Below are 17,821 nucleotides of genomic sequence, written 5' to 3' on the forward strand. Positions count from 1 at the left end.
GAGCAACGAGCCGTGGACAAACTCACGCGAGGCGCGTCGGGGCTCCGTCACCTCCGGTGGGCGCGGGAGATCTACGCGACCTTGGCCGCGCACGTGGAGCACAGCGGGCTCGACGCCGAGCCGAAGAAGGCGCTGCGCAAGGAGCTCGGGCGGCTCGACAACTGCATCCAGGAGCTCTCCGGCGCGGTGAAGGCGTACCGCGATTTTCTGGAGCGCGAGCGCGTGCGCTACCGCGGCGCGATCCGCGCGGCGACGTTCGAGCAGCGCGCCTCCAAGGGAGACCGCCTCGGCGAGGCGACGGCCGCGATGGAGCGTGAGTCGCTGCCGCGGCAGCGCACGCTGAAAGCCGCGCTGGAGCTCGCGATCGCGGAGCTACGCGCACACCTGTCCGAGATGGACACGCGGATCGCCGGGGTCGTGTCCGAGGCCTTCGTGGACAACCTCTATCCGCCGCTCACGAAGGATCGATCCCGCGTCGCCGACGTCGGAGACGACGACGACGACGCCGCGGGACGAGACGACTGACTCAGTGAAAGATCGAGGCGAGCAGCCCGAGCGCCGCCTTCTTCCGGATCCCGTCTCCGCTCGTCGCGCCCACGCACATCGGGCACCCGGCCTGACACGTGCAGCGTGAGACGAGCTGACGCGTCCGCGCCACGAGCTCGTGCGCCGACTCGTAGATCCGCTCGGCCAAACCCACGCCGCCGGGCACGTTGTCGAAGAGGAAGATCGTCGGATCGAACCCGGCGTGCGGACCCCCCGACGCCTGCGGCGGCTGGTTCTCGTCGTCACCGCCGTCGCCGAGCGTCTGCCCGATGTCCCGCGGATCGCACATCAGCGCGAGCGTCGAGACCGTCTCCAGCGCGACCGCGATCCCGCGCATCCCCTCGATCGCCGCGGCGCGGCCGAGCCCGAGCTCCATGCACACCTCCTCCGGCACCGTCAGCCAGAAGCTCGTCGTGTGCATCTGCATGTCGGGCAGCCGCACGTCGCCGTAGCCCGTGTTCTCGTGCGTGTGGAACTTGATCTTCTTGTACCCGACGATCTTCTCGACGACGCTCACCTCGCCCCAGCCGGACATCGCCCGGCCGAGCGGGGCGCGCGCGCTCTCCTCGATGACGGCCACCTTGCGCTTCGTCATCGCCGTCGTGAAGTAGTCCGGCTCGACCTTCGTGACGAACGCCTTGTGGTTCTCGTAGTCGAGTTTCTCCACCTGGTACTGCTCGCCGTCGTGCTGGTAGATGGCCTGCTCGTGCAGCATCGTGTGCGTCGAGCGGAAGTCGAGCTCGGCGAGGACCTTGCCCTGGGCCCGATCGATGATGACGAAGTTGTCCCAGCCCACGGTCCTCAGGCTCACGTGGTTCGCCGGGTACGCGTCCGTCGACCAGTGGAACCGATCCTCGGACTCGTGCACCACGCCGTGCCCCGCGAGGAAACGCAGCGCCGCCTCCGTGTTCTCGGGGTCCATTCCGCGGTAGTCCTCGCCGCGCAGGAAAGGCATCTCGAACGCGGCGCACTTGAGGTGCTGGATCAGGATCTCGGTGTTCTCCGGATCGATCCGCGCTTGCTCGATCTCGCCGCGCAGGAGGTACTCGGGGTTCGTCGCGAGGTACTGATCGAGCGCCGTCGAGTTCGCGACCATGACCGCGATGCTCGTGCCGCCGCGCCTTCCCGCGCGTCCGAAGCGCTGCCACGTCGCCGCGATGCTGCCCGGGTAGCCCGCGCAGACGACCGCGTCGAGCTCGCCGATGTCGATCCCGAGCTCGAGCGCGTTCGTGGCCACGACGCAGAGAATCTCTCCCTCGCGTAGCCCGTGCTCCACGCGCCGCCGCGTCTCCGGCAGATATCCGCCGCGGTACGCCATGATCGCGTCGGGCCCGACCTCGTCGCCCACGCGATCACGCAGATACTTCAGCATGATCTCCACCGAGTTCCGCGACTGCCCGAACACGATCGTCGGCACCCGAGCACGGATGAGATCCACCGCGAGGTGCACCGAGGCCTTGAGCGTGCTCGCGCGCACGCCGAGCTCGGCGTTCACGACCGGCGGGTTGTAGACGAAGAGCCGACGCGCCCCGCGCGGCGCGCCCGACTCGCCGAGCACGCGGATCCGATCTTCCGGCACCCCGAGCAGCCGCGACGCGTGCTCGCCCGGGTTCCCGATCGTCGCCGTCGCGCACAGGAAGATCGGATCCGACCCGTGGAACTGCGCCACGCGCCGCACCCGCGCGAGCACGTGCGCCACATGCGAGCCGAAGACGCCGCGATAGGTGTGAAGCTCGTCGAGCACCACGTACTTGAGCCGCTGGAACGTGCGTGCCCAGTGCGCGTGATGCGGCAGGATCCCCGCGTGCAGCATGTCGGGGTTCGTCATGACGATCGGGCTGCGCTCGCGGGCCGCGCGCCTCGCGTCGCCCGGCGTGTCCCCGTCGTAGACGATGGCCGGGATCGTGAGCCCCGCGTCGCGGATGAGCTTCTGCACCCCGGCCTCCTGGTCCCGCGAGAGCGCCTTCGTCGGGTAGAGGTAGATCGCGCTCGCGTCGGGATCGGCCATCAGCGACGAGAGCACGGGCAGGTGGAAGCACATGCTCTTGCCGCTCGCCGTCGGCGTCGCGACCACCACGTGCTTGCCCTCCTTCGCGGCCGCGAGCGCCTCGGCCTGGTGCGCGTAGAGCCGCGTGATCCCGCGTGACGCGAGCGCGCGGCGCAGCGCGTCGGGCAGGCCTTCGGGAATGTCGCGGTAGTCCCCCTCCGACGAGGGGAGGGCCCGGTCGGCGGTGAGGCAAGGGCGCACGTACCCGGAGGCGAGCCAGCCTTCGATCACGGCATCGACGCCCACGGGCTGCTTCCACGGCGGCAGCGGCATGGCGCGCATACTAAACGGATGTACCGCGGTGCGCCACCACGCCCCGGGGAACAAGGAGGCCCGCTGGGCCGCTTTGCAGGTCCATGGCCCATCGCGTACACATGGTCGACCCATGACCGGACAAGACGCCGAGGAAACACGCGCGGAGGCGCCCCCGAACGACGCCTACCGCCCGTCCCTGCTCTTCCTCGCCGTGGTCACGGTCGTGTCCGCCGCGGCCGATCTCGCCTCGAAGGGCTGGGCGAAGGCCGCGTTGTCCGGGGCAGACAAGGGCCGCGCGAAGAGCATCGAGGTGATCAAGGATCACTTCGACTTCATCTACACGCTGAACCCGGGCGGGGCCTGGAGCTTTCTCCGCAGCTTGCCCGAGAACCTCCGGCGCCCGTTTTTCCTCTTCGTCTCCTCGGCCGCCATCGTCTTCATCGTCTCGGTCTACCGCCGCATCCACCGCGATCAGTGGGCCATGCGCTGGGGCCTGCCCCTCGCGCTCGGCGGCGCCGTCGGCAACCTCGTCGACCGCATCCGCTACGGCTCGGTCATCGACTTCATCGACTTCTACGTCATCCGGAACGGCCGCGAGATCCACTGGCCCACGTTCAACGTCGCCGACATCGCCATCGTCGCCGGCGTCCTGCTCATGGCCCTCGACACGTTCCTGTCGCGCAAGACGCGCGGCGGATCAGGCGAGCCCGTGCCGCCTGCCGAGCCCTTGACCGCAAGCCCCGCGCCGGAAGCGCCACTGCCTCCGGGAGAGGCGTGAGGCAATTCGACACTGGACAGCCGACACGCCTCGGGGTACCGCCGAACACGCTACGGAAAGATTTGGCGCGCCCGCGGGGCGCACCATCGCGAAGACCATGACGGAAGAGAAATCCGAGGAGTTAGAGGCCGCCGGGGCAGGGGGCGAGAGGTCGAAAGAGCCGAGCGCGGAGGCCCCGGAGACCGGGGCGGGTGAGGCCCCGAAGGCCGCGCCGCCGTACCGCGCCTCGTACGCCTTCCTCGCCGTGGTCGCGGTCATCACGCTGGCGCTCGATCTCGGCAGCAAGTGGTGGGCGGTCCAGAATCTCGACAAGCCGTTCGCCCGCGTCGACCTGATCAAGGGTTACCTCTCGCTCGCGCTCGCGCACAACCGCGGCGGCGCCTGGGGCCTGCTCCAGAACGAGAGCGAGAACGTGCGCCGGCCGTTCTTCGTGCTCGTGTCGGTCGTGGCGATCGCCTTCATCGTCTCGCTCTACCGCAAGCTCGCCCCGAACCAGACGGCGCTCCGGTGGGGCCTGCCGCTCGTGCTCGGCGGCGCGCTCGGCAACCTCGTCGATCGTATCCGCTACGGGCACGTCATCGACTTCATCGACATGTACATCGGCAACGGCACCGGCCTCGACAAGCTGGTCGAGAAGATCTCGGGCCCGATGCGCGAGTACCACTGGCCGACCTACAACATCGCCGACATCGCGATCGTGGCCGGCGTGATCCTGATGGGCGTCGACATGTTCACGTCGCGCAAGAAGAGCGCGCCACCGAAGAAGGCCGAAGAAGCCTCTTCCTGAAGGAGCCATGCGACCCGAGCTCTTCCGCGTCTTCTACCTCGACATCGGGTTCCCGGCCTATTTCGGGCTGCTGCTCACGGGCTTCCTGTTCGCCACGGCCCTCGGATCCATGTGGGCGCGGCGAATCGGGCAGGACCCCGATGTCATCGTCGATCTCGGGCTCGCATGTCTGCTCATGGGCGTCGTCGGCGGGCGCCTGCTCCACGTCATCGCAGACGGCTACTTCTGGGACTACGTGCACCTCTGCATCGATCCCACGAAGGTCGACTGGCCCTACAACGAGGCCCAGTGCGGGCAGCTCGTGCCGCGCGGATCGGGGCTCAACGTCTTCGGCTGGTACCCGTTCGGCCAGGAAGAACGGGTCGCGCGCGGGGTCTGGGACGCGGCGCGCGGCGTTTGCCATCCGCCGGCGCAGGACTGCTTCGCGTGGGCGAAGTTCTGGCAGGGCGGGCTCGCGTATTACGGCGGGTTCATCGGCTCGTCGCTGATGGCGGTCTACCTGCTCAAGCGGGATCGTTTTCCCTTCTGGAAAGCGGCGGACATGGCCGGGTTCGCGGTGCCGCTCGGGCTCGGGTTCGGGCGCATGGGATGCCTGCTCGCGGGCTGCTGCTTCGGCGTGCGCACGGACGGGCCGCTCGGGCTCGCGTTCCCCGCGAACAGCCCCGCGAGCGAGGCGCAGTGGAAGCTTTCCGAGCTGCCCGGCATGAACCACGTCTCGCACCCCGTGCACCCGACGCAGATCTACGAGTCGGCCGTCTCGTTCGGGATCGCGGCCTTCTGTCTGCTCTACGTGCACGGCCGGAAGCGCTACGACGGCCAGGTCTTCGTCTCGTTCCTCGCGCTCTACGCCATCGGTCGCTTCCTGCTCGAGTTCCTCCGCGCCGACGATCGCGGCGCGCTCCTCGGCCTCTCCACGTCCCAGCTCATCGGCCTCGCGATCTGCGGCCTGGCCTTCGCCCTCCACAAGCACCGCACCCGCAGCTCCCAGGCCACGCCCCCGGCCTCCCCGACCGCAAAAACCGCAGCGGCAAGCTGACCGTCCGCGCAGGATCGATGCGCGCACCCCGCGAGGCATTTTGCCGTACGCGGGAAGCGCTTATCCTTGCGACATGACGATGCCCTCTTCGCTTTCGCTTCTCCTTCGTGTCTCCATGTTCGGGAGCCTCGTATCCGTCGCGGCGGCGTGTGGGTCCGCGGAGACCGATCTCGACCCGCGGTCTCCGTGCACCGGCCCAGGCTGCGTGAACCCGAGCGGCGGTTCCACCGCGAGCGGAGGCGGAGGCGGGCAGGGTGGCGAGGGCGGGACGCTCTCGAACGACGTGACCGGCAACGTGGGCGTGCTGAACGAGCCAAGCTTCGCGCAAATCGGCCCCTACGCCGGCGCCGCGACGATCTTCGCCACGTCGAGCACAGGCATGCTGCTCGAAGCGCCCTACGGCGACATGGTGACGAGCTTCAGCCTGCCCTCCGTGATCAGCGGGACGCCCTGGATCTTCGTGCGCGACGAGACCCTCGGGGCCACAGGCATTCTGTCCACGCACTCCGCCGTGCGCGTGCCCTCGTCGGGCCCCGTGACCCTGCCCGTGGTCGATCGCAACGTGCTCTCGTCGATCGCCGCAACCTTGCCCGCGCCCATCGTCATCCAGACGTCACGCGCGCACCTCATCATCAAGGTTTCGCGCAACGGTCAGCCGCTCTCCGGAGTGACGCTGACGACGCCGCTGCCGGGCGCAGAAATCGCCTACGACACAGGCGTCGGGCTCTACTCGAACCAGACGAACCTGACAGGCGCAGCAGGCGTGATCCTCGCCTTCGACGTCGATGCGCCCGCGACGGCCGAGCAACGCACATTCACGCTGACAGACGCAGCCCAGCAGGGCTTCATGATCCAGCTCCCGATCCAGGCGAGCGCAGCGACGGTCGCGGCGTTCACGTTGTAGACCTGTCCTTGACGGGATCAGGGCCATCCTCGAAAGTACGCGCCCCAAATGAAAGCGACGAAGGGCAGCAAGGCGCGGCCAGCGGAAGACGTCACCCACGAGGAGGCACCCGCAAAGCCAGCCGAGGAGACGCCCGAAGAGGGCGCAGCTCCGCCGCCAGGCGAGGCCGCAGCCGACATCGCACCCGTGGTCAGCGGCAACCTCAAGCGTCTGCGCACCGAGCGCGGGCTCTCCCTGGAGAAGCTCGCCCGCGCCTCCGGCGTGAGCCGCGCGATGCTCGGGCAAATCGAGCTCGGACAAAGCACGCCGACGATCAGCGTGCTCTGGAAGATCGCACGCGCCCTCGACGTGCCCTTCTCCGCACTCATCAACCCCGAATCCGGCCCCGGCGCGATGGTCCTGCCCGCCGCGCGCGCCCGCGTACTACGCAGCATCGACGGCACCTTCCAGTCGCGCGCCCTCTTCCCCATGGACCGGCCGCGCAGCGTGGAGTTCTACGAGCTACGCCTCGCCCCCCACGCCGAAGAACGCGCAGACCCGCACCCCCCAGGGACCGTCGAGAACCTCGTGGTGAACGCAGGCCGCTGCGAGATGACGATCGGCGCCGAAAAACGAATGCTCGGGACAGGCGACGCCATCGTCTTCGAAGCCGACGTGCCCCACGTGTACCGAAACCCAGACGCGGTCGAGACGATCATGTACCTGGTGATGACGTACGCGCAGCGGCTCTAGCTGGAAGGCTGTTCGCCGGGGTTTCACCCCGGGCCCGACCAGGGGTTGTCCACCCCTGGACCCGGACCAGGCACGGCCTGGACCGGGGGTTCAAAAACCGCGCGATGCGCGGTTTTTGAAAAGGGCCGAGGCAAGACCGGCGACGACCTTGCCGGTCAAAACCGCAGCGCCGACGTGTCTGCTCGCGGGTAGGGCAGCGCTGCCGTCTCGGCAGGCAACGCCGCTCGTGGTCTTGCCACGGGCCCGTCGGATAAACCGCGCATCGCGCGGTTTATCCGCCCTCGGTCCAGGCCGTGCCTGGTCCGGGGTGCAGGGGGCGGACAGCCCCCGCTGGGGTCCGGGGTGAAACCCCGGGGCGCCACGCCTCAGCCGGCAGCCACCTTCCGTGCCCACGCTGCGCGCGCTGTGTTTTGCAGCAGGCATGCGATGGTCATGGGCCCGACGCCGCCTGGCACGGGTGTCACGAACGAGGCGCGTTCTCGGGCGCCGTCCGTGTCGACGTCGCCGCAGAGCTTGCCGACTTCGTCGCGGTTCATGCCCACGTCGATCACGACGGCGCCTTCCTTGATCCAGTCGCGTTTCACCATGCGCGCGCGCCCCACGGCCACGACCAGCACGTCGGCTTCGCGGCATACGGCGGGCAGATCCTTCGTGCGGGAGTGCGCCATCGTCACGGTTGCGTTTGCTCCGAGCAGCAGCATTGCCATCGGTTTGCCCACGATGTTGCTCCGCCCCACGACGACGGCGCGTGCTCCTTCGAGCGAACGACCCGTCTCCGCGATCAGCCGCATGCAACCTGTCGGCGTGCATGGCACGAGTGCGGCTTTGCCTGTGGCCAGGTGCCCTGCGTTGATCGGGTGGAAGCCGTCCACGTCCTTTGCTGGCGACACGGCATCGATCACGCGATCTTCGCGGATGTGCTTCGGCAGCGGGAGCTGAACGAGGATGCCGTCGACGGACTCGTCTGCGTTCAGGGCTGCGATTTGATCGAGCAGCTCGGCCTCGCTCGTCTCGGCGGGCAGCCGATGGAGCCTTCCGCGCATCCCGACCTCGTTCGAGGCTTTTTCCTTGTTGCGCGTGTAGACGACGCTGGCCGGGTCTTCACCCACGAGGATCACGTCGAGACCGGGCGGACGACCGTGCTTTTCCACGAACTGCGCGACGTCTGCGCGCACCTCGTCACGCACCTTTTGCGCCAGGGCTTTCCCGTCGAGGAGGGCTCCACTCATGCGGCGGAGTCTAGGCAGAAATCTGGGCTAGGCCACGTGTGCGCGCCGGGGAGGGGTCCCGGCTGCGCGGTCGATCCAGTCGATGAGCTGCGCGGCTCGGACGAGCCCGGCTTGCGACACGACTGGCTCGCCGCCGCGCAGCACCACGAAATGCGGGATGCCGCGGACACCGTAGCGACTGGCGAGCTCAGGGTGCTCGTCGGTGTTCACCTTCAGCACGATCGCCTTGCCTGCTCGCTGGGCGGCGGCGCGGGCGACCTCGGGGGTCGCCATCCGGCACGGACCGCACCAGGGGGCCCAGAAATCCACCAGGACGGGCACTTTCGCGGTGCGGACGATGTCTCCGAACTCCCGGGCGTCGACCTCCAGGGCCTCGGCGAGCGGCGGGAGTGGGGATTTGCAGGCGCCGCAGCGACCGGTGTCGCTCAGACGCTCGGGGGGGATTCGATTCTTCGTCTGGCAAGACGGACAAGTGCGGATCACGGGGTACCTCGACGTCGAGCGGACGGGCGCGCATGGACAGCACGCTCGTTGCCCCGCGCCATGCGAAGGCCGTGCCGGCGCCTAGCAGTACTCCGCGATGATCTCCCAGCAGGCTTGGGCGAACTCTTGGTAGAGCGAACGATCGAGCTCGCGTAGCGGCTCGCTCATCACGCCGCGGTGCTCGGAGAACAGCGAGGTCAGCGCGCCCTCGATCTCGTTCGCCGTCTCGACCCACAAAAATTCCTCGATCGCGTTGCAAATCTGATCGCGGATCAGCGTGGGCACCTCGCGGAGTTGCACTTTGCCGTGTATCCGACGTGCGACCATCGAGGCGATGCGCTCGGCGTGCTCGGGCCAGCCGCGGAGCGCCTTGTGGAACGTCGAGCCGACGAGGCGCAAACTTTGCTGCGCCAGACGCCGCACGCGCGGCCTTTGCACCCGCTCCTCGTGCTCGGCGACCATCGACAGGTACTCGTCCGTCAGGAGCTTACGGAGGTCGTCGGAGAGCATGCTCTGCGACTCCTGCGTCAGCTTGAGCTCTGCGATCTGCGCGAGGAACATGTCCCGGAGCACGCTGAGACGTGAGATGAGCGTGCCTTCGGGGTTCGTGTCGAGGATCAGCGCGAGCGGATCGATGAGGTGCCGACCGAACGTCGTGAGGACGTGATCGAGGATGCGCTTCTGGTGTTGCTCGCGAGCGAGGACGGAGAGTGCGCGCGTCAGGATCTGACGGTTCGGCGCGTCCACGAGTACGTCGCCGGCGGCGGAGCCGTAGTCGTACATGCGGAGCGACGTGAGCATCTCGCGGAAGGCTTCGAGGTTCTCGGCCGTCCCGCCCTCCTCGCCGTAGACGCGGATGACGAGACCCGATCCGGCCTGGGCGAGGAAGAGGCGCTGGATTTCCTGCTCCACGTCCTGCTCGCTGATCAGGCCCGGAGGCGGGGGCGTAGACGGCTCGGGCATGGGGTTCCTTTCCTTCACGAACGCTGAACCTGTGTAGCGCGGTCGGGCTCGTCCCGGAACGAAAAGTTCGTCAGGGCGATACCAGGAGCCTGCGCGCGAAATCCCGCAGGGCCGTGGGCAACTGTCTGTCCTCGGCCACGCGGCGGATGTCGTCCTGCACCTGGCGGAGCTCCGACGGCAGGAGCCACGACAGCGCCAGGCGAGTCGTGTAGTGCATGTTCTTCGCGAGCACGGCGCGAACGATGCCGAACGCGGGGAAGGCGAGGGAGGCCGCAAGCTCCGGCAACCCCAGCGCGCGTCCGGCTTCTTCGAGCTTGTCATCGAAGGCGTCGCGTTTCCACTCCAGCACCTCGTGGAAAACATGCGCGTCTTCCGTACTGTACGGAGTGATCGTGTCGCCTTCCGCGCTCGCGAGCACGAACGTCCCATCGCCGTCGACGCCCACACGCGCGCCCGAGTCGAGCGTCACGAGCGGGAGGAAGGTGCGCCCTCCGAAAGGCTCACCCTTGCCCTCCGCCGCGATGGCACGGACATGCTGGCGGAACGTTTCGTCCATCGCTTGATTCTCTCATGAAAACGGCCCGCGAACAGAGCCCCGTGATAGGCTCTGCCGCGCGTTTCCGTCCGCGGCGATCAGGACTGGAGAGGTTCGGAAATGGGCAAGGCGTTCGGGTGGGGCCTCGCAGCGCTCCTCGTCACCGCGGCCGCATGCACGGCGGACGGAGACGACATCGGAAGCGGAGGCGGCGGCGGTAGCGGCGGCGGAAGTGCGAGCGGAACCGGTGGCGGCGGCGGCACCGGCACCGGCGGAAGCACGAGCGGCACCGGCGGCGCGGCGCCCGATTGCATGGACGGCCTCGCCAACGGGGACGAGACCGGCGTCGATTGTGGCGGCCCGACCTGCGGCATGCTCGGATTCAAGTGCTCCAAGGGCTCCGGCTGCCTCACCTACGACGATTGTTTGACGGGCAACTGTTGCGGCGCGAGCGGTGCCCAGCTCGGCACCTGCATCGCCGCGGACGAGATGTGCATGATCCGCTGAATGCTCAGGGCAGATCGAGGATCCGGTAGTGGTGCCGGTAATCGAAGAGCGGTGAGCTTGCGTGCGCGGAGAGCCGCAAGAGCTCGGCCACGCGTGGCTCGTGCGAGATGAACAGGACGAAATCCTGGTGCACCTCGGGGAAGAGCTCGAACAGGCTCGACCGTTGCTGCGGAGCGAGCGAGGGCGGCTTTTTTCGGTGCTTTGCGGGATCGGCGCGAAAGCGCTTCGAGAAGTAGGGACGGTCGTCGCTCTTCACGCAGCGCAGGATCCGCTCGAGATCCTGCGGCCCGACGCGATCCGGGACGAGGCCGCAGAGCGTGATGCCGGGCGAGAAGCGCGCCTCGTCGAGCTCCTCGAGCTCGCTCGAAATGCACGCATCGGCCGCGAGCCCCGCGGCCTTCATGCGGTCGAGCTCGGCGCTCAGGGCCGATTTGTACATCGCGGGAGATGCGTGCTCCGGCGACGCGGGGACATACCCGAAAATGAGCCCACCACGCATGGACCCGCGGATCAGGTCCTCCATCCGGTACGCCATGCCCCCCTCCGACGTGACGCGTGACGAGGGAATCTGTACTCCCGCCGCGCCGCGTCGCAACCCGGGCAAGCGCGTCGACGAAGAGGCGAGGGGAGCGGCCGACCGGGGCGTTTTGCGATGAAGGGCCGAGCCGTCGATGACGGCAGAGGCGCGATGGCAGGGTTCAGGAGCGACGAAAACGCTCGAGCTCGGCCCGCACGGCCGCGAGCTCGACCTCGGCGCGGTCGGCGCGGGCGCGCTCCTCATCGGCGCGCCTTGGGCGACGGCACGCGGTAGCCGTGAAGTGTGAGGCGTCCCCGATCGAAAATGAAGTATTCGGGAATGCCATACTCAGCATAATGGAGGACGTTGGCCGCGTGGCCCTTCCGTTTGTCCCCGGCGACGTGGACCTCATTGGTTCGTCGCGGGAGCCCCCACGATCCGCCCTGAATGGTGCGAGGGCGTTGGAATGAGATGCGGGCGTCAGTATCGCTCGACCTGCGCTGTCGTCCGAACGCCGCCGGCGGCGACGATACGCGCTGCCACGGCATCGTGGCGATTGACGAGCGCGAGGTCGAGCGGGCTCGCTCCGGCGCCGATGACGTATTGCCTGCCGACCTGCCACCTGCGCTGGCTCAGCGTCCTGGCGTTCGGATCCGCGCAACGCTCGAGGAGCAAGTCGACGATTTCCGCGTTGCTGTCGAACGCATGCAGGAGCGCATCGAGCAGCGCGACGTCGTCCGTTTGAGCCGCGTGGTGGAGGGCCATCCTGAACACGTCAAGGATGCCAGCGGGCGGCGTCGCGCGATCCGTCGATTGCGCGCGCCGTCCCGCACTTTCGTAGGGGCGTCCTCAAAAGATGCGCGGCAAAAGCCACGCGGCGACGGAGATCAGCCCGGCCGTCCCGACGAGCGGCCAGAAGCCCTTGATCTCGAAATCGTCGATGAACTTGTCGGTGATGTAGAGCAATATCGCGTTCACGAGCAGGCCGAGCACGAGGTAGGGCAAGCCGAACGTGAGCACGGCGGCGGGCAGGAGCACGACGGCGAGCACGGCCCGCAAGAGCCACCCGAAGAACAGGTTGAGCACCGCGAACGCGACAGCGATGCCGATCGCCGTGTTGCCCTTGCGGACCCGAACCCCGGGCATGATCTTGCTTGCGACCAGGACCGCGAGCGCCGCCGCGATGGCTTGACTGAGGAACGTCTTCAACATGGGCACCTCGAAAGGGGCCGGTCACCACTCCGTCGAGCAGGCCCGTCCCGACCTTCTTCTTGGCGCACATGCGCGTCCTGCACAACCCAACGATCGCCGTGGGGGTCTTGCTCAGGGCTGAGCATTGGTCTCATCTGGGTGGCGCTGCGCTGGGGCTTTGCCCCAGGCCCCACCCGGGGCTATCCGCCCCGGGACCCGGACCAGCGCAAGCGCTGGACCCGGGGTCGATGAACTGCGCGATGCGCAGTTCATCGAACAGGCCAGGTCAAGACCGGCGACGATCCTGCCTGCCAAGACCGCGGCGTTGACGGTTCAACGGGCCACGCGCCCGTCGCCAGCGTGCAACGCACCTCCATGGTCTTGCCACCGGCCTGTGGGAAGAACTGCGCATCGCGCAGTTCTTCCCCAAATGGTCCAGGGCTTGCCCTGGTTCGGGTCGAGGGGCGAACAGCCCCCGCGGGGCCCGGGGCAGCGCCCCGGCGCAACGCCTCGTGATGAGACCAATGCTCCGTTGCTCAGGGAGGGGGGATGCAGAACAGCGTCGACTGGTCGATCCCGCTCTTGTAGGCGATGTATCCCGCCGTCCTGGGGGCGACGCACTGCGATGGCGCGGAGGCGAACGGGATGCAGATCGGGGCCATCGGGCCGTCGTCGCCGTCGTCGTCCCAGCACGTCCCCGGCTGCCCAGCCCCGCCGCAGTAGAGCGCTTTCGGGTTCGTAGCGCAGGTCTGCCCCAGGGTCGCATCGTCGATGCCGCTCTGCTGAAGGCCCGCGACGTCCATGCAAAGGTTGTAGCCGCCGCCGCAGTGTGTCCCGACCGGACAGCCGGGCGCGGCCGCATGCAGATCGCAGACCTTCCGGCAGATGGCGCCCATGCCGGAGTCGAGACACCGCAGGCCGAGCGTGCAGTCCGAGTCCCACTGCGTGTCGCTCACCCGCGTGCATGCCTCGCCTTCGAGCTTCGCTCCGCCGGTCACGCACTCGCCGTCGGTCCCGACCGCGTTGGTGGGCATGCAGAACTGGTCGGCGGGACAGGCGTTCGGCGTGTAGGGGACGCAGCCCTTGGGACGGCGACCGTCATAGGAGGCCTCCTGGATCCAGTAGCATTGGCCGCCCTCGACCCAGCTATACGCGCCGGTCGTCGCGTCCTTGACGACCTCACGCAGCTCGACATACCGAGCGACGCCGGCCGTCTGGTGCGGCGTCACGAGAGCGGTGATCTCGAGCTGACCCGACTTGGCTGCGAAGGTCTTGAGATACGCGTTCCCCGACCCGAGGTCCTCCTGGAACACGGCGCACGCGTTGCAGTTCGGGACGAACTTCGTCTTGAAGTCGGGGAGCGCTTGGGTCGGGTCGCCGTCCATCGTGTGGACACCGACGCCGAGGTCGCCGTCGAAGAGGAACCGGAGCCGGTCGGAAAGCGCGGCGTCTCCGGAGATGTTTGCGAGCGAGCTCGGCGTCCGGATGACGGGCACAGGGGCCGATGTGTTGAACGTGTCCTCCTGCTGACTCAGGAGCTCGATGCCCGCGAGCGGGAGGTCCACGCAGTCCGCAGGCTTCATCGGTGCCTGGCCGCCCGCGCCACCGGCGCCACCGGCGCCACCCGCGCCACCCGTGCCGCCCGTACCGCCTGTGCCGCCCGCGCCACCCGCGCCACCCGTACCGCCCGTACCGCCCGTACCGCCCGTACCGCCTACGCCGCCCACGCCGCCCGCACCCCCGACTCCGCCTCCGGCGCCGCCATCTCCGCCCGTCCCGGTGCTGCTACTCGAGCTCGAGGAAGAGCTGCTGGTCGGCGTCGATGAATTGTTGTCATCGGAGCAGCCCACCACCACCGCAGCTATGCCGAGCGCAAAGGCGAGAGCGGTGATGGCTCGAGGACGGTCCGGAAAAAATCTTGTTTGTTCCATGGCTTGCCCCAGTAGCAAGCCTCGATGCGCGACGTAAAGCCCCGCGCACCAACTCGCCGCGCGAGCACGCGACCTCAGAGCCCGAGAGCGGACTTTTCCAATAAAGAGGTGCGCGTATTTCCCACCTAATTGCGACAACAGCCAAAATTTACACACCATTGGCGATCCAGTTTGAATGCCCTCCGCAAAGCCCTGGAGGCGGACCCAAGGCGGCCCTCGACAAAGAGCTGGTCGAGGCCGTGAGGAAGCAGTCGAGGGAGGAGAACCGCGGCGCGCTCGAGGCTGCGCGCAAGGAGGCTGCAGAGAGGGCGAAGCGCGTGAAGGAGCTGGAGTCCAAGCTCGAACGGGGGTGATCCGAACGGATCACGCGAGTGACCAGGCCGGCTCCACCAAACGGGTCTTCCCTCAGGCCCGGACTTGGCGAAGAATGGCGCCGATGAAGCCGCGCGTCAGGCGAGCGCTCTTGCTCTCCGGGGCCCTCCTCGGCGTGGCCGGGATCCTCGGCGCGCTCGCCTCGCCCTCGATGCGCGCCTCGATCTCCGCGGGATACCGCGCCTTCCGCGATCCCACGCTCCTCGACAAGCCCGCAGCCGAAGATCCCGAGGCGCCCGTGCCCCGACGCATGCCGGGCGAGGAGGAGAGCCGGCTCCTCGACGCGGCCATCGCCAAGGACTTCGAGAAGGCGAACGACGGCGACCTCGACGATCCCGAAGGCGCGGCGCTCGCCACGCTGGCGATGCCGGACCTGAAGATCCCCGTCACCCGCCGCACCATGCGCTTCGTCCGGTTCTTCGCGAAGACCGACGGCGGCCGGGCGCTCTTCGGGGACCGGTACCAGCGGAGCGGGCGCTACCGCCCGATGATCGAGCACAGCCTGCGCGAGGCCGGTTTGCCCGAGGATCTCGCGTGGCTCGCGGCGGTCGAGAGTGGCTTCGATCCGCGCGCCGTCTCGCCCGCGGGCGCGGCCGGGCTCTTCCAGTTCATGCCCGAGACGGGCGCGCTTTACGGGCTGGATCAATCGCAGTGGGTCGACGAGCGCCGGAGCCTCCGGCGCTCCACGGTCGCCGCCGTCGCGCACCTGCGTGACCTCTACGAGCGCTTTGGCCGCTGGGATCTCGCGCTCGCAGCGTACAACGCGGGGATCGAGACCGTGCTCCGGGGCATGGCGCGCGTCGCCGAGACACGCCCGCCCGGCGCGCCGCAGACGCCCATCGGCTTCGCGGAGCTCGCGCAACAGAAGCTCCTGCCGGAGGAGACTGCGAATTACGTGCCGCAGATCGTGGCCTTCGCGATCGTCGCGAACAACCGCGCGCGCTTCGGGCTCGACGCCTTCCACGCCGATCCCTCGATGGAAATGGGCGAAATCGCCGTGCCCGAGGGCACGCGCCTGCGCACGATCGCGCGCGCGGCCGGCATCCCCACGCGCCTGCTCCGCGAGTACAACCCCGAGCTCCTGCGCGATCGGACGCCGCCCTTCGGCGGCGATTACATCATCCACCTGCCCGCCGAGCGCGTGCAGCAAACACTCGCGGCGTTCCCAGCGTACCTGGAGCACGAACGCGTCGACGATCCGGGCGCCGATCCCGTCACCGAGCAGGCGAGCGCGATGCGCGCGCCCACGATCCCAGGCGTGGACGAGGGCGACGACGACGACGACGGCCCGCTGCCGCCGCGCCCGTCGCCGATCGGGAAAAACCGCCTGCCCGAGTTCGTTCTTCCGGGCCAGGGCCCTGCCACGCTGAGCATGGCGACCCTCGGCCCGATGGGTGCAAAATTGCCGTTCGTCTCGATCGGCGGTGGCGTCGGCTGGCAGCCGAATCGTCCGGACGATCCGCTCGCGGTCTTCGCCTCCGAAGCGCGCCGCTCGCAGGCCGCATCCGCCAAGGGCGTCGGCGGCGCGGCCCTGGAAAAGCAGCTCGGCTTCATCCCGCCGCCCACACGGATCGAGCCGCCGCCGGATCCCTTCCAGCGGTTCGTGCTGCCGAACGGCGTGGCCATGCGCGTGCGCGAAGACGCCTCGGCGCCGCGCATCGCGATCACCATCCGCATCGCGCCGGACGAGGGGAAGATCGCGGGCACGAGCGAGCCAGCCGGCGAAGCAGGCGCGGGCGAGACACGGCACACGATCACGGTGGGGAAGCGGGATCTCGATCTCGGCCTCGAGCTCGCGGCGGGACGTCTGAGGCTCCTGCTCGGCGAGAGCTCGGGCGCGCAACTCGCGAGCCTGCGGCGCTTCTCGGCGCTGCCGCGGCGGCGAGCGCTCGAATCACAGCCATACGGCCCGGCATGGCTCGCACTCGGTGACGCGCTGTTCCCAGCCGGTCATCCGCTCGAAGGCTACGTGCTCGGCGCCCGCGAGGACGCAGCCGTGGCGCGGGATCTGCTCCTCGCAGAGTCGATGGCCTCCGAGCGCAGCCCGACGCGCGCATCGGTCACGGTGATCGGCGACGTGACGCGCGCGCGGATCGAGGACCTCGCGAAGCGCGTCTTCGCCACGCTGCCCACAGCGCAAGACGCGCTGCCGATCGGTCCGCACCCGCGCGAGGAGCGGCTCACCGTGGAGCAAATGGTCCCCGCGACGCGGGCGCTCTACGGCTGGATCGCACCGGGCGAGCAAGACGTGCGCGAGCACGCAGCGATGCGCGTAGCGATGTGGATCCTTTCAAGCTCGAAGGGCGGGCGTCTCGATCGCGCACTCGTCGAGAAGGGCTATGCCTCCGAGGTACGCGCGATGCTCGACGCGGGGAGCCGCGCAAGCGTGGCCGTGGTCGAGGTCGTACCCGCAGTGCCCCACGATCTCGCAGCAGTGGAGCCGCGACTCGACGCGGAGATCGACGCCTTCGTCCAGGGAGGTCCGACGACCGTGGAGATCGCATACGCGGTCGCGCACCTGAAGGCGGGGCTCAAGAAGGAGATCGCAAGCCAGCGCGGGCCCGTCGTGGAGAACGCGCCAAAGTTCGCAAACAGCGCGCGGATCCGCGAGGCCCTCGCGCCAGGCGCCGCCGAGGCGCTGATCGAGGAGCTCGACAAGATGAGCGTGCAGACGATGCGGACCGCATTGCGCAAGACGCTCGCGCGTGGACACCGCGTCGTCGTGACGACGGCGCCCAAGTGATGGTGACGTAGCGCCGGGGTTTCACCCCGGACCCCGACCAGGGGTTGTCCACCCCTGGACCCGGACCAGCGCAAGCGCTGGACCCGGGGTCGATGAACTGCGCGATGCGCAGTTCATCGAACAGGTCGTGGCAAGACCGGCGACGGCCTGCCAGTCAAAACCGCAGCGCGGACGTCTCTGCTGGAGGGTGGGGCAGCGCTGCTGCCTTGGCTGGCAAGGTCGTCCGTGGTCTTGCCCCGGGCCCGTCGGAAAAACCGCGCATCGC

18 protein-coding genes are annotated in these 17,821 nt (G+C 68.7%); 9 read left to right on the plus strand and 9 right to left on the minus strand.

Features of this window, described 5'->3' with window-relative positions; translation table 11 throughout:
* Window positions 1–12 precede the first annotated feature (12 nt).
* Window positions 13–525: a hypothetical protein gene (locus KEG57_RS44230; RefSeq protein ID WP_272423033.1), complete on the plus strand. Its 513-nt coding sequence runs from the start codon at window positions 13–15 to the stop codon at window positions 523–525.
* A 1-nt stretch (window position 526) separates the two neighbouring features.
* On the opposite strand, the gene KEG57_RS44235 is transcribed toward KEG57_RS44230, so the two are convergent.
* Window positions 527–2,875, minus strand: coding sequence for a DEAD/DEAH box helicase (locus KEG57_RS44235; RefSeq protein ID WP_276073681.1), 2,349 nt, complete (start codon window positions 2,873–2,875; stop codon window positions 527–529).
* A 103-nt stretch (window positions 2,876–2,978) separates the two neighbouring features.
* Between KEG57_RS44235 and lspA (KEG57_RS44240) the strand changes: the two genes are divergently transcribed.
* The 5 genes from lspA (KEG57_RS44240) (at window position 2,979) to KEG57_RS44260 (ending at window position 7,085) form a co-directional block, all read left to right on the plus strand.
* Window positions 2,979–3,626 carry a signal peptidase II gene (gene lspA / locus KEG57_RS44240; protein WP_272423035.1) on the plus strand — a complete coding sequence of 216 codons (648 nt, stop codon included), beginning with the start codon at window positions 2,979–2,981 and terminating at the stop codon, window positions 3,624–3,626.
* A 97-nt stretch (window positions 3,627–3,723) separates the two neighbouring features.
* Window positions 3,724–4,413 (plus strand): signal peptidase II, encoded by a 690-nt coding sequence (gene lspA, locus KEG57_RS44245; protein ID WP_272423036.1) that lies wholly within the window; start codon window positions 3,724–3,726, stop codon window positions 4,411–4,413.
* 7 nt (window positions 4,414–4,420) lie between these two features.
* Entirely contained in the window at window positions 4,421–5,449 is a 1,029-nt protein-coding gene (locus KEG57_RS44250; RefSeq protein WP_272423038.1) for a prolipoprotein diacylglyceryl transferase, read from the plus strand.
* Between the two features lie 73 nt (window positions 5,450–5,522).
* Entirely contained in the window at window positions 5,523–6,353 is an 831-nt protein-coding gene (locus KEG57_RS44255; RefSeq protein ID WP_272423039.1) for a hypothetical protein, read from the plus strand.
* Window positions 6,354–6,401: 48 nt separating this feature from the next.
* The gene (locus KEG57_RS44260) at window positions 6,402–7,085 is read left to right on the plus strand and encodes a helix-turn-helix domain-containing protein (RefSeq protein WP_272423041.1); all 684 of its coding nucleotides are present in this window, start codon (window positions 6,402–6,404) and stop codon (window positions 7,083–7,085) included.
* A 365-nt stretch (window positions 7,086–7,450) separates the two neighbouring features.
* Here KEG57_RS44260 and folD read toward each other — a convergent pair whose 3' ends face one another.
* The 4 genes from folD to KEG57_RS44280 all read right to left on the minus strand — a co-directional run bounded on the left by folD (window position 7,451) and on the right by KEG57_RS44280 (window position 10,316).
* The gene (gene folD, locus KEG57_RS44265) at window positions 7,451–8,314 is read right to left on the minus strand and encodes a bifunctional methylenetetrahydrofolate dehydrogenase/methenyltetrahydrofolate cyclohydrolase FolD (RefSeq protein ID WP_272423043.1); all 864 of its coding nucleotides are present in this window, start codon (window positions 8,312–8,314) and stop codon (window positions 7,451–7,453) included.
* A 27-nt stretch (window positions 8,315–8,341) separates the two neighbouring features.
* Window positions 8,342–8,797 (minus strand): thioredoxin, encoded by a 456-nt coding sequence (gene trxA / locus KEG57_RS44270; RefSeq protein ID WP_272423044.1) that lies wholly within the window; start codon window positions 8,795–8,797, stop codon window positions 8,342–8,344.
* Window positions 8,798–8,878: 81 nt separating this feature from the next.
* On the minus strand, window positions 8,879–9,760 hold the full coding sequence (locus KEG57_RS44275) for a hypothetical protein (protein ID WP_272423045.1): 882 nt from the start codon (window positions 9,758–9,760) through the stop codon (window positions 8,879–8,881).
* 70 nt (window positions 9,761–9,830) lie between these two features.
* Window positions 9,831–10,316 carry a hypothetical protein gene (locus KEG57_RS44280; protein WP_272423046.1) on the minus strand — a complete coding sequence of 162 codons (486 nt, stop codon included), beginning with the start codon at window positions 10,314–10,316 and terminating at the stop codon, window positions 9,831–9,833.
* A gap of 99 nt (window positions 10,317–10,415) precedes the next feature.
* Between KEG57_RS44280 and KEG57_RS44285 the strand changes: the two genes are divergently transcribed.
* Complete coding sequence (locus KEG57_RS44285; RefSeq protein ID WP_272423047.1) at window positions 10,416–10,802, plus strand: hypothetical protein; 387 nt, start codon at window positions 10,416–10,418, stop codon at window positions 10,800–10,802.
* A gap of 4 nt (window positions 10,803–10,806) precedes the next feature.
* Here KEG57_RS44285 and KEG57_RS44290 read toward each other — a convergent pair whose 3' ends face one another.
* Window positions 10,807–11,337: a hypothetical protein gene (locus KEG57_RS44290; protein ID WP_272423048.1), complete on the minus strand. Its 531-nt coding sequence runs from the start codon at window positions 11,335–11,337 to the stop codon at window positions 10,807–10,809.
* Window positions 11,338–11,473: 136 nt separating this feature from the next.
* Between KEG57_RS44290 and KEG57_RS44295 the strand changes: the two genes are divergently transcribed.
* Entirely contained in the window at window positions 11,474–11,626 is a 153-nt protein-coding gene (locus KEG57_RS44295; RefSeq protein WP_272423049.1) for a hypothetical protein, read from the plus strand.
* A 173-nt stretch (window positions 11,627–11,799) separates the two neighbouring features.
* Here KEG57_RS44295 and KEG57_RS44300 read toward each other — a convergent pair whose 3' ends face one another.
* From KEG57_RS44300 to KEG57_RS44310, 3 genes are all read right to left on the minus strand, one after another.
* A complete protein-coding gene (locus tag KEG57_RS44300) occupies window positions 11,800–12,084 on the minus strand; it encodes a hypothetical protein (protein WP_272423050.1) in 285 nt (94 codons plus the stop codon).
* An 84-nt stretch (window positions 12,085–12,168) separates the two neighbouring features.
* On the minus strand, window positions 12,169–12,531 hold the full coding sequence (locus tag KEG57_RS44305) for a phage holin family protein (RefSeq protein WP_272423051.1): 363 nt from the start codon (window positions 12,529–12,531) through the stop codon (window positions 12,169–12,171).
* Window positions 12,532–13,046: 515 nt separating this feature from the next.
* The gene (locus KEG57_RS44310; RefSeq protein ID WP_272427942.1) at window positions 13,047–14,441 is read right to left on the minus strand and encodes a hypothetical protein; all 1,395 of its coding nucleotides are present in this window, start codon (window positions 14,439–14,441) and stop codon (window positions 13,047–13,049) included.
* Window positions 14,442–14,877: 436 nt separating this feature from the next.
* Between KEG57_RS44310 and KEG57_RS44315 the strand changes: the two genes are divergently transcribed.
* Complete coding sequence (locus KEG57_RS44315) at window positions 14,878–17,556, plus strand: transglycosylase SLT domain-containing protein (protein ID WP_272427941.1); 2,679 nt, start codon at window positions 14,878–14,880, stop codon at window positions 17,554–17,556.
* Window positions 17,557–17,821: the final 265 nt, after the last annotated feature.

Source organism: Polyangium jinanense (assembly GCF_028435365.1).